Origin of the sequence: Wolbachia endosymbiont (group A) of Epagoge grotiana (assembly GCF_947251775.1) — a bacterium.
Lineage (GTDB): Bacteria > Pseudomonadota > Alphaproteobacteria > Rickettsiales > Anaplasmataceae > Wolbachia > Wolbachia pipientis.
Genome location: NZ_OX366387.1, coordinates 961,453 through 976,640, shown reverse-complemented (window position 1 = coordinate 976,640; position 15,188 = coordinate 961,453). Strand labels below are relative to the sequence as shown.

12 protein-coding genes are annotated in these 15,188 nt (G+C 35.5%); 3 read left to right on the top strand and 9 right to left on the bottom strand.

Going from position 1 to position 15,188, the window contains the following annotated elements:
- Positions 1 to 97: 97 nt before the first annotated feature.
- The 5 genes from OPR50_RS04480 to OPR50_RS04460 all read right to left on the bottom strand — a co-directional run bounded on the left by OPR50_RS04480 (position 98) and on the right by OPR50_RS04460 (position 6,643).
- Positions 98 to 2,065 carry a WD0745 family porin gene (locus OPR50_RS04480; protein WP_265023849.1) on the bottom strand — a complete coding sequence of 656 codons (1,968 nt, stop codon included), beginning with the start codon at positions 2,063 to 2,065 and terminating at the stop codon, positions 98 to 100.
- Between the two features lie 207 nt (positions 2,066 to 2,272).
- Entirely contained in the window at positions 2,273 to 3,094 is an 822-nt protein-coding gene (locus OPR50_RS04475; protein WP_006279435.1) for a 3'-5' exonuclease, read from the bottom strand.
- Positions 3,087 to 3,971: a GTPase Era gene (gene era, locus OPR50_RS04470; RefSeq protein ID WP_265023848.1), complete on the bottom strand. Its 885-nt coding sequence runs from the start codon at positions 3,969 to 3,971 to the stop codon at positions 3,087 to 3,089. Before era ends, OPR50_RS04475 begins: the two co-directional genes overlap by 8 nt.
- A 250-nt stretch (positions 3,972 to 4,221) precedes the next feature.
- Complete coding sequence (gene cydB, locus OPR50_RS04465; RefSeq protein ID WP_265023847.1) at positions 4,222 to 5,244, bottom strand: cytochrome d ubiquinol oxidase subunit II; 1,023 nt, start codon at positions 5,242 to 5,244, stop codon at positions 4,222 to 4,224.
- The gene (locus OPR50_RS04460) at positions 5,237 to 6,643 is read right to left on the bottom strand and encodes a cytochrome ubiquinol oxidase subunit I (RefSeq protein ID WP_265023846.1); all 1,407 of its coding nucleotides are present in this window, start codon (positions 6,641 to 6,643) and stop codon (positions 5,237 to 5,239) included. Before OPR50_RS04460 ends, cydB begins: the two co-directional genes overlap by 8 nt.
- A 942-nt stretch (positions 6,644 to 7,585) precedes the next feature.
- Here OPR50_RS04460 and OPR50_RS04455 point away from each other — a divergent pair.
- A complete protein-coding gene (locus OPR50_RS04455) occupies positions 7,586 to 8,215 on the top strand; it encodes a superoxide dismutase (RefSeq protein ID WP_265023845.1) in 630 nt (209 codons plus the stop codon).
- A complete protein-coding gene (locus tag OPR50_RS04450) occupies positions 8,212 to 9,483 on the top strand; it encodes a M16 family metallopeptidase (RefSeq protein WP_265023844.1) in 1,272 nt (423 codons plus the stop codon). Before OPR50_RS04455 ends, OPR50_RS04450 begins: the two co-directional genes overlap by 4 nt.
- A gap of 174 nt (positions 9,484 to 9,657) precedes the next feature.
- Here the strand turns inward: OPR50_RS04450 and OPR50_RS04445 are convergent, their stop codons facing one another.
- The gene (locus OPR50_RS04445) at positions 9,658 to 11,124 is read right to left on the bottom strand and encodes an IS4 family transposase (RefSeq protein ID WP_265024323.1); all 1,467 of its coding nucleotides are present in this window, start codon (positions 11,122 to 11,124) and stop codon (positions 9,658 to 9,660) included.
- 81 nt (positions 11,125 to 11,205) lie between these two features.
- Positions 11,206 to 11,388, bottom strand: coding sequence for a WD_0736 family protein (locus OPR50_RS04440; RefSeq protein WP_265023843.1), 183 nt, complete (start codon positions 11,386 to 11,388; stop codon positions 11,206 to 11,208).
- 312 nt (positions 11,389 to 11,700) lie between these two features.
- Between OPR50_RS04440 and OPR50_RS04435 the strand changes: the two genes are divergently transcribed.
- The gene (locus OPR50_RS04435) at positions 11,701 to 13,026 is read left to right on the top strand and encodes an IS4 family transposase (protein ID WP_264339118.1); all 1,326 of its coding nucleotides are present in this window, start codon (positions 11,701 to 11,703) and stop codon (positions 13,024 to 13,026) included.
- Positions 13,027 to 13,143: 117 nt separating this feature from the next.
- On the opposite strand, the gene OPR50_RS04430 is transcribed toward OPR50_RS04435, so the two are convergent.
- Both OPR50_RS04430 and plsX read right to left on the bottom strand, forming a co-directional pair.
- On the bottom strand, positions 13,144 to 14,154 hold the full coding sequence (locus OPR50_RS04430; protein WP_182321005.1) for a beta-ketoacyl-ACP synthase III: 1,011 nt from the start codon (positions 14,152 to 14,154) through the stop codon (positions 13,144 to 13,146).
- The gene (gene plsX / locus OPR50_RS04425) at positions 14,147 to 15,184 is read right to left on the bottom strand and encodes a phosphate acyltransferase PlsX (RefSeq protein ID WP_182309753.1); all 1,038 of its coding nucleotides are present in this window, start codon (positions 15,182 to 15,184) and stop codon (positions 14,147 to 14,149) included. The genes OPR50_RS04430 and plsX overlap by 8 nt, the downstream gene beginning before the upstream one ends.
- Between the last annotated feature and the right edge of the window lie 4 nt (positions 15,185 to 15,188).

Genomic DNA, 15,188 nt, shown 5'->3' with positions numbered 1-15,188 from the left:
GATGACAGGAGAGAGGACACCATATGTTTATTTGATCGACAAATAAACACTAACAGACAAGAATACACCACAGTTAACTGTGGTGTGTACTGGCTGGTTAGAAAGAAAACTTCACACCAGTAAGAAGGAGAATTCCTTGGTTAGAAGGTACATCAGCATCAGACTCATCTTTCAGCTTACCTGTTTCGTTAGTCATAAAATAATGGAGAGCTGCGTAAGGAACAAATTTGTTCTTACTGCATGCAGGAGACAGATCATATTGAACGCCAAGTGCACCATCATGAAGCATATCTTTGTCATTCATTCTGCTGCCAAAATACGTCAAACTTGTGTAGATATTCTCATGTTGATACCCAGCTCCTACAGTCCAATACATGGTATCTATACTATCTTTACCAAATTGAGGTTTCAGCCCTTCCACTCTTTTGCCATCAGTAGCATCTTTACTATCAATTTCCGTATAGGTATCACCAATTAATTTTTTAATACCCTTCGGTTGACCAGATTTGCCCAAGTATGCAAAAGAGGCAGCAAACTTTACGCCTTGATCTTCATTAATCTTATAATCAGCGCTTACACCAAAATTAACACCCATCAGGTCATTATACTCCACAAATTCCTTATAAAGATGCTTATCTTTACTTGGTTGCTTTGGAAAGCCATACTCACCAACTGCAGAAGTTTTAACTTTTACATTATATTTATCAAAGTCATATTCATATGATGCACCAGCACTTACTATGTGCTCATAGTCTGGACCGACATGCCTTATCTTATCTTTTACCTTACCGTTTTTCTCTTCTTTTTCTTTCACAATAAACAAGCTACTATCATAACGAGGTGCATAACTGATGCCAAACCTTGCGCCCATATGATTTGGTGAGTAGTAGGCAACTCTAAATGGCAGTGTAGTCATAACGCCTTTGTTATATTTCCCTGCCATGCGGAAAGAGAATTTTTCACTTTCACTCGAAAAACTTTCAGTGTAAAGACGTGGTGTTACATAAAATGGAAAGCTAGCAGCGCTTCCTTCTAAGTTCACTTTTCTGAACCAGTCACTATCTGCAGCTCCGTCAACAGTCGCAATTCTTGTTGCATCAAGCCTCATCAGAGCCTCAGGACCAAATTGGTAACCAAGCTTCACGTCACCATATTTTGAGTTAACAAACACATGCGCACTTCTGCCTTTTGCAGCATAAACACCCTGTGAAGCTCCCTTACCTTCGGTCACTGGAACATGAAACTGCACGTCAGCACCATAAAGAAGACCTAAATCTTCATTCTTATTTTCTGCTCTGAGGTGCAATATCGCGTCAGCAATCATACCCATATCGTTGCTGTAATCACCAATATTTCCTATTCCTTCATAGAATATTGGATTTGCTCCTCTTGTTATACCTGAAGTGGCATTATAATACTCTGTAGATCTGTTTGGCATAACGTTATAACGTTTATAATCTGCGCCACTTGGTCCAGCTTTGCCATAACCTTGAGCATCAACAACACCACCAAAAGTTATTCTTAAATTACTTTGCCCTTGATTGGTATCGATAATATCAACTCCACCAACTGAAACAACAGGACTTGCCTTACCTTTTTCCTCTGTATTTTTGTTAACAACTTTTATATCCTTCTTTACATCTTTAGCTTCAACTTTAGCATTCTTAGTTTTAGAACGCTTAGTTTTTGAAACTTTACCTTTTTCTATATTAGAATTCTTAGCGTTTAGAGCTTTCGCTTTTGAATCCTCTATAAGCTTTGCTTTTTTCTCATTTGCTAGCCTGATCTCCTCTTTTTTCTTCTGCTCGGCTGCTAATCTTAGCTCTTCTTTTTTCTTAAGCTCTTCAGCTTTTTTTCTTGGATCAGCATTACATATTCTGTCCATCTTTTCTTTCAGTTTTTTATTTGATGTTTTCATAACTTCCACTTTTCCAGAAGTTTTTGTGCTCTCTTGCTTTTTTATTTCCTTCATACTCTCATCAGGAAAGTCAGCTGCAAAACTGCTGAAAGAACATAAAGTTAATAAAGAAACTAGAACAGTTCTAGTATACATAGACTTTTTCATGAAGTGCCCCCAAAAAATTTCGAAATCATATCTTAAATGTAAATAGTATAAAAATGTTGAAAATTCAACTTAAAGCAACCTTATAACGAAAATAAAAGTAAAATGCAATACCTTAAAAGCAACTTTCTTAATATGCTCAACGTGTATATTAACCAAAATTTAGTACAGAGGTTCGCTTGTTAGTGCATTATAACTCGACTATTTATTCTATGGAAGTAAAATTTTTCCACCACAAGTTATTTGCCATTCTTCTTTAAATTTCTTTAGGTATTCTTTTTTTTCGCACTCTAAAAGCAGCTCTTCCACACTTTTGTTGTAGCTTTCAGTAGTAATCCTTCCCTGATGATGCATGAACCTTAAGTAAATCAAATAAGTGTTAATTACATCTGTTTCACAATAATCTCGAATCTCTTGTATCTTGCCGCTATCGTATAAGTCCATAACTTGTGACCCATCAACTCCAATCTTACCAGGAAGATTAAATGCTGCACAAACTTCGTTCATTTTTACTCTCGCAGAAGCTCCAAAATCAGAGAGGGATTCAAGCAAATCACAATGCCAATCACTGCTATATCTCTGATTGTAACTATTCCACTTATCGCCAGCTTTATGAAAATATTCTGCTTGAATGCCATGGACCATAGCACGATACTTCAGCACTGGTATATCAAAAGTGCGTCCGTTGAACGAAACTAATCTTGGCTTTTTCTCTGATATGTAGTTAAAAAATCCTTTCACTAGCTCCTTTTCACTGGAATTTAGTGTGCCTCCAGATCTTATTTCTTGCAGTGTGAACACCTCATAACCACTCTGGTAGCTTATATTGCAAAGTAAAAAACTAATAACTACAACAAGGTGAAAAGGCTGACGCAGAAAAGAGTTTTGCCCGTTTGTTATTTCAAGATGATATTTTGTTAATGCATCCCTCTTCTCTTCTACACTACTATCATCACTAATATTGAGTAAATTTTTGCAGGAATTTACATCTGGTATAGTTTCAATATCAAATACCAATAAAGAATTAAGCATTGCCTATATACTCCTCCGGACGGTTGATCCAAGGTCGCACTTTCACAAATAAAAAGAGGTGTACCTTGCACTCAAATAATTTTTCTAGTTCAGCACGCGCTTCGATATTAATTTTTTTAATATTACTGCCATCTTTTCCTAGTACTATTTTTTTATGACTATCTTTCAACACAAATATGATCTGTTTGATGACTAAACTCTTATCTTTTTTTTCCTCAAATTGTTCAGTTATAACAGCTGTAGAGTATGGCAATTCTTCACGCAAGTTCAAGAATAATTTTTCTCTCGTAATTTCTGCTGATAAAAAATTTGTCGAGGAATCGGTTATTTGATCTTCTTCATAAAACCAGGGGCTCACCGATGCAACTTCAGACAAGTAATTCATCAAATCAGAAAGTCCATCATTCTTTAATGCTGATATCATAAAAACCTTTTCAAATTTATAAAGCAAATTCAGATGCTCATGCGCCATCTTTAATTCAGGCCTTTTTACCAAATCAGTTTTATTGATAACCAAAATGCATCTGCCTTTTGTGCGCTGCAGCCGCATAAATATAGTCTTAATTCTTTCTATATTTTTCAAATAATTGCTTACATCAACAAGCAACAAAGTGATGTCACTATCCTTAACTGCCGACCATGCAGATTTGACTAAAGCTTTTTCAAGTTTTGTTTCTGCTGAGAAAATTCCTGGGGAGTCAGTAAAGACAATTTGTGTGTTGTTGCATGTTGCAATACCCCTTATTTGCGTCCTTGTTGTTTGCACTTTAGGGGTGACAATTGCAATTTTCTTGCCTATGATGCTGTTAATTAATGTAGACTTCCCAGCATTTGGTAAGCCAGCTATGGTTACAAATAAGCATTTTTGTTCTTTCACAAAGAAAATTATAAAGAAAACTGAATGCCCGCGTCAAGCTACTTATATGACAAGAAGGATGACAGAACCCTTTTTGGTTAGCATGCAAAAAGGAAAAAAACTTATTCTACAAATTAAAAATACAATATACTCAAAAACTTTTCAGAAAATCCATAGGAGGGTTTGCTAATGAAGGTTCTTGAGTTGACGCCATTGCCTGAACGACTGCTTGATTTAAGGGTAACGTTTTAACCATAAGGTCACTAACTCCTTAATATGTGTGTTCATAATTTGATTTTCCACGAAAGACATAATAGCAATAACCAGTGTAAGTTAAAATGATTGGTAAAAGCGGTATTATAACAATGAGCATTAAAGATAAACTTGGCCCAGAAGCGGCTGCATCCAGAATGGTATATTGAAAAGGTATAATCCATGGGTAGATACTAATTCCTAAACCTAAATATCCCATAAAAAAAATAGCAATACTGAGAAAGAATGGACGGTACTCCTGTTTAGTATTCTGAAGATCAAACCACAGCATGAAAAATAGCCAAGATGTGAGTAATGGAATAGAAAATAAATAATAAAAATTTGGCATGCTAAACCAAAAGTTTTTAATACGTTCATTTAAAAATGGTGTCACTACACTCACTAGTCCCATGAAAATACCTACAAAACCAAGCGTATAAGAAGCAACCTTGCGTGCCCATTCTTGTGTTATATTTTCTGTCTTCATTATGAGCCATGTAGAACCTAAAAGTGCATATCCAAATATCACAGCAATGCCTGTCATTACACTAAAAGCACTTGCCCAATCAAATTGGCCACCAGAAAAGTTGCGTCCGTTTACTTCTACACCATGTATAAATGCACCTAAAATCATGCCTTGGCAAAATGCAGCACCAAGTGACCCAAAATGAAAGGCATAATCCCATAATTGCCTGTATTTTCCTTCTGCCTTAAAACGAAACTCAAAGGATACTCCGCGCACTATAAGGCCAAGCAGCATAATAATGATTGGAATATAAAAAGCAGGCATTAATATTGAATATGCAAGAGGAAAAGCAGCAAACAACCCTCCACCACCCAATACCAACCATGTTTCGTTTCCATCCCAAAATGGTGCAATTGAGCTTATCATGTGATCACGGCATTTATCTGACGGTGCAAAAGGAAGTAAAATACCAATACCTAAATCAAACCCATCCATTAAAATATACAGTAAAACAGCTATGGCAATTAGTAATCCCCAGATTAGGGGTAAATTAATTAAGGAAGAAAAATCAAACATGATTGTTGTCCTTTCCAGATGTACCAGCATCAATCACTGAAGCTCCAATACCGTATTTATAAAATTGCTCTTCTTCTTTAATGACAGGAATTCCTTTGTATATAAGTTTCAGAATATAGTAACTACCTGCTCCAAATATAAGGGTATACATAACGATAAATGCAATCAAAGACCATGCAACCTGAGGACCGGTAATCGCAGGTGAAAATGATTCAATTGTGCGCATAATTCCATATACAGTGTAAGGTTGACGGCCAATTTCAGTAGTAAACCAACCTGCAAGTAACGCTATGAACCCAGACGGCATCATTGATATCCACCATCCATGTAAGAAACAACTTTGGAATAATTTGCCACGAAGATACTGTATAACACTTACTGACCCAATTATGATCATTAAAATTCCAACTCCAACCATTATACGGAAGGACCAGAATACCCATACTACAGGTGGTCTATCTTCTTTTTTCCATTCCTTTAATCCTTTTACTTCTCCTAAAAAATCATGTGTTAAGATCAAGCTGGCAAGATTAGGAATTTTTATCTCGTAGTGATTAATTTCATTTTGCTGATCCGGATAAGCAAATAAAAGTAAGCCAACCCCTTTTTCGGTTTCCCATATACCTTCCATTGCAGCAATCTTAGCAGGTTGATGCTTTAGTGTATTTAATCCATGCCTATCTCCCATGAACAGCTGAAATGGTGCAGCTAAAGCTACCATAATGGTTGCCATACCAAGCATAATTCTTGCTTGAGGAGCATGTCGTTTTCTCAAAAGATAAAATGCTCCTACACCACCAACCACAAAAGCTGTTGTAAGATAGGCTGCTGTTACCATATGAATAAAGCGATAAGGGAAAGAAGGATTAAAAATAATCTCTAACCAATTGGTTGGATATAGGAGACCATTCTCACCAATCGTGAATCCAGCGGGTGTTTGCATCCAACTGTTGGCCGCAATAATCCAAAAAGCTGAAATAAGCGTTCCCACTGCAACAATACAAGTAGAAGCAAAGTGCATACGAGAACTTACTCTATTCCATCCAAATAGCATAATACTCAAAAAAGATGCCTCCAGAAAAAAGGCTGTTAAAACCTCAAAGGAAAATAGAGGGCCGAGAACATTGGCTATGCGGTCAGAAAAAATCGACCAATTGGTACCAAGTTGATATGACATTACAACTCCAGATACCACTCCCATGCCAAAAGCAACGGCAAAAATCTTGATCCAGAATTTATAAACATCACGGAAACGTGTATCACCAGTCTTAAGCCAACACCATTCCAAAAAGGCTAGAAAACTTGCAAGCCCGATCGTGAAAGCAGGAAATATAATGTGAAAGCCTATTGTGAAGGCAAACTGAATTCGAGCTAATAATAAAGGATCAAATTTAAACATTTTACCTAATACCCATGTATTACAAATAATAGCCAAATCTGCCTATAATTCAATCCATTTTTTCACAAAATTGACCTTACCCAGAAAAAGTAGAGAGAAAGTTAAGACGTTTTTGTCATGAGAATAAATTGTGCAGGAATACAACTGTTCTCCCTTGTCATACCGTCACGGTATCTCTAGATCCCGCTAACACGTAGCGGAATGACGATTGTCAGGCCAGCGCCCCTATGATGTCATCCCAGTGCTCCTTTTTTTGTCATCCCAGTGTCAGCTACTCGGATGACATCATCCTTTTTTTGGGATTCCAGCGTCACGCGCTGGAATGACACCTTCCGTATAAACATTAAGAAATTTACCAAGCGGAGAAAAAGGCAAAAGAAGCCCCGTGGTTGGCTAATTACTTACATTATACTTTCAAGTATGGCGTTTTTTTATTCTAAACGTTTAATAACCGCGATTCAGCTACTTTTAAACCGCAACTAATCTAAATTATAAACGTTAAGAAATTTACTAAACAGAAAAAAGGCAAAAGAAACCCTAGGGTAGCTAGTTATTCACTATCCATTTTTTAAGTTGGCGTTTTTTTATGTTTTAAACGCTTTATAAGCGCGTTTCAGCTTATGTAGGTAGAAATTTTATAAGACATAAGGTGCACATAGTACAAAAAATTAAGCATGAGACGCCAGATACGTGAGTTTTTTTGTCATTTAATCTGTACAGAGAAGATAAATAAATAGCTTCAGTTTCATGATAAGGGGGTTGGCGAAGGGTGTCAAGTAACTTTTGCATTTAATCCATTTCTATGGCTTATATAATAATCGTTATTGTAGTATAATTTAGAATAATGCAATAGATACCTAAATGTTTTAGCTATTAATTATATGTTGCACAAAAGCATATATTGCCCTACCATCCAAGTAGGTTAGAAATAAAGAGGTTTTTATGAGTTTTACTTTACCTGAATTACCATACGATAAAACAGCTTTGGAGCCTTATATATCTGCAAAAACCTTAGATTTTCATTATGATAAGCACCATAAAGGATATTTAAATAAACTCAACGAGCTAGTTGAAAATACAGATTATCAACATGTAAAAATTGAGGAATTAATAACAAAAGTGCATGGTAATAGCGGCAACTTGCCTATCTTGCCTATATTTAATAATGCAGCACAAGTTTGGAACCATACTTTTTATTGGAATTCAATGAAAAAAAATGGTGGTGGTAAGCCTAAAGATGGTAGTCTTCTAGCAAAAAAAATTCAAGACGATATCGGTGGCTTTGATAAATTTTATGAAGAATTTTCGAGTCATGGAGTAAGCCAGTTTGGCAGTGGATGGGTATGGTTAGTGCTCGAAAAAGGTAGGTTAGGAAAGCTCAAAATCACCAAGACTCCAAATGCAGATTTGCCAATAATTTATGGCCAAGTGCCACTACTCACTATGGATGTGTGGGAGCACGCCTATTATTTAGATTGTCAAAACCGTAGAATTGACTACATAAAAGTTTTCCTTGATCATTTGATTAATTGGGATTTTGCAGAAGAGAACTTAGAAGAATATATGAGATGAATATACCCCGGGTAACAAAATTAGATAATGGTCTGCGCATAATAACTGAGCAGGTGCGTGATATTGATTCCGTAGCTTTAAGCATACGAGTTGGTGTTGGCAGTAGAGCAGAAAGTGCAAAGCAAAATGGAATATCCCATTTTTTAGAACACATGGCTTTCAAAGGGACGAAGACAAGAACTGCCTTTGAAATTGCAAAAGCTTTTGATGACATAGGTGGAGTTTTCAACGCTAGCACCGGTAGGGAAAGCACCACCTATTATGCAAAAGTCCTCAAGAAAGACATAAAAACTGGTATTGATATATTAATAGATATATTGATGAATTCCACGTTTCCAGAAGGTGAATTGGAACGTGAGAAGGGTGTTGTAATACAAGAGATTTTTCAAACTAATGATTCACCAAGTGACATTATTTTCGACAAATATTTTGAGGCAGCTTATAAAGACCAACCATTTGGTAGGTCAATCTTAGGCACGCAAAATACTGTAAAATCTTTTACTCGAGGAGATCTAGATAATTACATAAATGAGCATTACTTTGGTGAGAATATGCTATTTGCCGTTGCAGGAAATGTTGAACATGAAGAAGTTGTTGCATTAACCAAAGATTTTCTCTCAAAGATTCATTCTAAAAAGCTGAAAAAAAGCCAAAATGCGAGCTGTACTGGTGGTGAGTATTTAGAACATCGTAAATTAGATCAGGTACACTTGCTAATTGGTCTACCTAGTGTTTCTCGCCATGACGATAAATATCACACGTTTCAAGTGCTTGATTCTATATTAGGGAGCGGAATGTCATCACGTTTATTCCAGGAAGTAAGGGAAAAGCAGGGATTAGCTTACTCTGTTTATTCATTTAATTCCAGCTATACTAATACAGGAATGTTTTCCATTTTTGCTGGTACAGACAGTAGTAACTTAGATAAGCTTTTAAAATCTATAACGACAGAGTTGAAGAAGTTGTCTACAGATGATCTGAAGGAAGAAGAAGTAAATAGAGTGAAAGAGCGAGTAAAATCCCAAATTTTAATGTCACGCGAAAGTGTTAGCTCACGTGCTGAAACATTGGGACACTACTACGGTAACTATAATAGGTACATCAGTAAAAATGAATTAATAGAAAAAATTAGTGCAGTTACCACTGCTAACGTAAAAAAAGCAGCAGAAGAATTGTTATCTCAGCATGAAAAAACCACTCTAGCTGCAATTGGAGAAATTGAATCATTGCCAAGTTACGATAAAGTGGTTTCTATGCTTAAAGCTTAGTGTACTTTAATTATGTTGCTTAAGCTCACTAAAAAGTTCAATGAACGGTTGCAAAATCCTTTCTATAAAAAGTTTACTTTCTGGTTCATCGCGTATATTACTTATCAGTTTATTCAAAGTTTTCTCGCTGTTTCGTAAAAATAAATAGCTTTCTACTGCTTGCACACCTTACTATTACCCACAAGTATAAAATTCATGAGCAAGTTTCCATCCTTCTGCTAAATCAAAGAGACGTTTCCATCCCTTCCACAAAGCTATAGGGCCTGGTTCTAAGTCATTTTTGCGAGCTAAAAACCCTCCTAACTTGGCCACCCACCTCACAATTTCTCTTATAGGTGGTGGTGTCTCAGGATAGTTTTTTGTCTTAAGCATTTTGGTATATAAAACCTTCCATTCGTCGTCAGTCAGTATGAAAGTGCAAGAAAGATTTGGATTTGTTCTAGCTACTAGTGTGATAAAAAATATTCTCCATGCAATTATACTCATTATTGTAAGAAAGCGGATTAATCTATCTGCTGCTTGGAGCCTACATTCTTCAACTTTAAGACCAGATTTCAAAATTTTATGAAAAACCTCTATTCTCCATCTTAAGCAATACCATTGTATTTTTTCTACTGCTTCTTCAAAATTATTAATATTTATATTTGTCAACAAAATCCAGTTCACAGGCTCTTCGCCAAATGGGGAGTATTTTTCTATAGCATAGACAGCATTTAAACTTAAATTAGGAAGTTTTTGGGTTTTACGTCTAGCGTTATTTTTTGATGCATTCATCACAAAGTTGCTAAACTTTACTTCTAAAACTGTTGTTCTTTGAGGTTTATCATTGCGAGCAGGAATATTCACTTGTATTTCTCCTTGACAAGACATGCGATTCATCAGATCCCACAACCTTTCACCACCTTTTTCAGAATAAGTCGACTTCTTATTTATTGTTCTGTTTTGATTTCCTCTTACTACAAAAAGAGATTGATTAGTGGAAGCAACTTCAAATAAATCATACATATCTGCTTCTCTGTCACAGACGGTAACTACCTTGATATCCTTTAATCCAGGATGATTAGTAGAATATTTAAGTGATTCTATCCACCGTATGCTTTCTTTCTCTTCTATGGGAACAGCAGTATTATGGCTTCTTCTTTTCAACTCTTTTAGGTCTTCAGCTAAGGAGGGTCTAGTACTAATTTTTTGATCCAATAATCCTATAGGCAGTCCTTCTGTTGTAACTGCAAACGTTGTATGCATCACTAATCCATGTGTTTTAAAATTAGTTGTTTTAGATGTTAATCTTGCTGCTATAATCCCTAATCCTTCGGTCTTTTTATGATTTTTATATGAGATATAACTCGTGTCTTGGATAGCTAAGATAGTTGAGTATTCTTTAGCTCTTTCAACAGTTTTAATTATATGACTTTCTAATATCTTTCTCTCAGAAATGGCATCGTTTTGGAAAAATCTATAAGCTGCTTTACTTTGATGCCAATCTTCACAAGCTTGATTTATTGAACGCTCAGGCGATTCAGCAAAACTATTAACTATTTTTAGAAGCCTTTTACTTAATCTTATATCACCAAAATTAACAATTCCAAATTCACTTTCTGCCCATTCGCCAGTTGAAGTATTTATAGTTCTTTTCATCATATATTCCATTTTTAGACCATAGATCCATTTATAATAGAAAGTTGAATTAGTAAAATATCAGCTTTTTTACTATTTATATACTTATGGGTAATAGTAAGCTTGCACACCAGACAAGACAGTCAAAATTCCTCCTATCACTAGACAAGCAGCTATAGCAGGTACGGTACCCACTGCAATTGCAGTTGCGATTAATGATAACCCAGCTAAGAATGTAACGGCTGAAACGCAAAACGCTATTTGATGTTTTTCTTTATTGTTAACCATAAATACCTCACAAAAACTATATTTTTAACATACCAGTGTTGTCATGTATTGTCAAGTTTTTAAAGAAGATTAAAAAATGCAACGCACATGTGCAAAAGACGCTAACTATGGATTAGCCAAGGAAGAAAGAGTAGGAAGAGGAAGGCTTTTTCTGTTTTAGGGAATATAAAATAAGCGTAGAAAAATATGAACTAGGTGTATAATTCACAGTGTAGTGGTATCCATACGCGTCAAGTTAAGGAAATAAAGGTATGAAAGAGATAGAATAATAAGGTATAAGTTCTCCCAGATATACTTTTAGTGAGAGAACCAATGAATAAAATAACTTGCTTATCAAAAAAGCTCAAAGAATTTTTTAATGAAAAAGCAGAGAAAATCTCAATTACAACAAGGTTTATAAAAAGAAAGAGAAAGCTAAAAGGTTCATCATTCGTAAAAGCCATGGTCTTGGGTAATATAGGAGTTGATAATTGTAGCGTAGAAACAATGTGTCAATTACTAAACGAGGACTCGATAGATATAACAAAACAAGGTTTGGATTTTAGATTTACTGAAGAAGCAGTGGAATTTATGAAAAGGATGTATAATGAATCTGTGATTCTCTTTAAAAATATCTTGCAAGTTGATTGCAAAATCTTACAGCAATTTAATAGTGTTAAATTATTGGACAGTAGCTATATTACTCTACCTAACAGTATGGAAGAGATGTATAAAGGTTATGGTACTAGCTACAGTGGCTATGAAAGCAATACTAAGTCTGGAATAAAGTTACAATTAGTTTTCGACTACATGAATCAGATAATAGACCAACTTAATTTAACGGAGGGGGTAAGATCAGACCAGGGATATAGGAAACATTTAAGTAATATATTAAGCAATGATTTGCTAATATCTGATCTCGGTTATTTTGTGCCAAGTTCTTTTAAACAAATCAATGAAATAGGAGCTTATTTCATAAGTCGTTATAAATCCGATACCAACATATATGATGTAGAAACAAATCAAAAAATGGAGTTATTAGAATGTTTAGAGGATAAGTTATTTTTAGAAAACGAGGTATTGTTAGGAAAAGAAGCAAAAATTAGAGTAAGAATTATATGTCAGAAACTAACTGAAGAACAGTCTATGGCCAGAAGAAGGAAAGCTAATAGATTAGCAAGATCGCAGGGATATACATCCTCTAAAAGAAATCAAAAATTGTTGAACTGGTCAATATTTATAACTAATGTTCCAGAAAATAAAATTAGTGCTGAGCAAGTATTAACGATTTACAGAGTAAGGTGGCAAATTGAGTTATTATTTAAATTGTATAAAAGCCATATCAGGCTTGATAAGCTAAAAGGAAAGCCATGCAGAGTATTATGTGAACTATATGCTAAATTGTGCGCAATTCTTATATTTCACGGCATAGTTGGTTGCACAGAAGTGAAAAAGAATACAGAACTTAGCTTAACAAAGGCATTTATTGAGCTAAAAAGGCGGGTTAGAGAGTTATTTTTAGTATTAACCAAAATTAATAGTTTAAAAGCATTTCTTAAAAAACTCACTATAACTTGGTCGCGATTTTCATTAAAAGACAAACGTAGAAGGGCTAGAGTATCCACTTTAACCTCTCTAAATTTGCTCACAATCTCTTAACTTGACGCGTATGGAAGGGGCTACTGGGATGACAAAAGGGGGCACTGGGATGACAGGAGAAAGAGGCACTGGAATGACAAAGAGGGTACTTGGATGACAGGAGGTAATGCAGGAAGTCTAATAGTGCAGCAACACGGAACCCCAGGTCAGGCCTGCACCTATTGAAATCAGCAGTACCAGATTTCCTGATTTTATTTTTGATTCTTGTATTGCATAGTCTAAGGCCAGTGGAATTGATGCCGCTGAGGTGTTTGCATGCTTATCAACGGTATTAATCACTTTCTCTATAGGAAAATCTAATTTCTTTACTACTGCTTCAATAATACGAATGTTTGCTTGATGGGGAATTAACCAGTCAATATCAGTGATTTTCAAATTATTGCATTTCAGAGTTTCCTCTACTGAGGCTGTTAACTTATCCACTGCATGTTTAAACACTTCTCTTCCATTCATGCATATTTTTCCAGAATCACCAGTTGAGGATATCCCTCCGTTCGTACATAGTATGTCCACATTGCCATCAGAATATAGGCTAGTTGAAATTATACCTTTTGTAACCCCCTTCTCTGCCACCCAAGTATCAGCATCATTTGTTGGAATGACGTTAAAATGACATGCTGATTTCATTATTACTGCACCAGCACCATCACCAAAGAGTACACAAGTTGACCTATTTTCCCAATCAACAATCCTAGACATTATTTCAGCACCTATAACCAATGCATATTTAATTCTATTGTTAGATTTTATGAGCGAATCAGCAACTGTAACTGCATATATAAAACCAGAGCATGCTGCTTGTACATCAAAAGCAAATGCGTTTTTACATTTTAACTTACTTTGTACAATCGTTGCACAGCTAGGAAAAGTTTTATCAGGAGTTGTTGTAGCAACTATAATCAAGTCAATTTCATCTACTGAAATTTTAGCTTTTTCTATAGCACTTTTTGCTGCATTTACAGCTAGATCTGACGTTAGTTCTCCTTCATCTGCTATATGCCTTTGAACTATTCCTGTTCTCTGCCTTATCCATTCATCGCTCGTCTCAACTATCGATGCAATTTCGTTGTTACTCAACATTTTTCTTGGTAGGTAAGATCCAGTGCTTAATATGAAACTTTTATTCAATATGACTTACCCCGTTAATTATCTTTTGATTTAAATTTTCACTAATTGCATTTACTGCAAATTTTATGGCATGGGCAAAAGAAATAGCATCAGAATTTCCATGACTTTTAATGATGATACCATTCAGCCCTAAAAACATAGCTCCACTTCTAATTTTGGGATTAAAACGCGTTAAAGCTTTATTTAGTTTGGATTTTAACAATATACCAACAAGCATTTTCGCTATCCACGAATTGAATACTTCCTGCTTTATTAGATTGATAAAGGTACTAGCGGTTGCCTCAGCCGTTTTGAGCATTACATTGCCAACAAAACCATCAGCAACAATCACATCTATATTACCCTCTAAAAATTCACTTGCCTCTATATACCCTTTGAAATTAATGCCTGGAGCGTTTTTAAGCAACTCAAAAGCGCCGCGCACTGAGTCATTACCTTTAACTTCTTCTGTGCCGATATTTAGCAAAGCAACTTCAGGATTGTCAATTTTTAATGCTATTTTTGCAAATATACTACCCATTAACGCAAATTGAAATAATGAGTCGGCATTACAATCAACATTTGCACCAAGGTCAAGCAAAGCGAAGCTTTTTGTCTTAGTTGGACAGATAGAGGCAATAGCAGGACGATAAATGTTTGGTAATGTTCCTAAAATAAATCTGGAAATTGCCATCAACGCTCCGGTGTTGCCTGAAGATACCACTCCGAAAGCTTTACCTTCTTTCACTGCAACAGTTGCAGCTTTCATACTTGAGTCTTTACGATGTCTCAGCGCAAAAGATGGCTTATCATTTGCAAGGACATTGTCAGAACAATGAGTAAATTCAGAATTGTTACTTACTTTTTTATATTTCAAAAGCAAAGGAGATACTTCTTCCTTATCTCCATAAATATGAAAAAAAACTTTAATGCCTGGGTCAACAAGGTTGTCTAAAAAAAAACCAGCACCCTGAATTACGGAAAGAGGCGCAAAATCGCCCCCCATAGCGTCAAGTGCAATAACTATATTATTATTGACCGTAGGTAACATATCA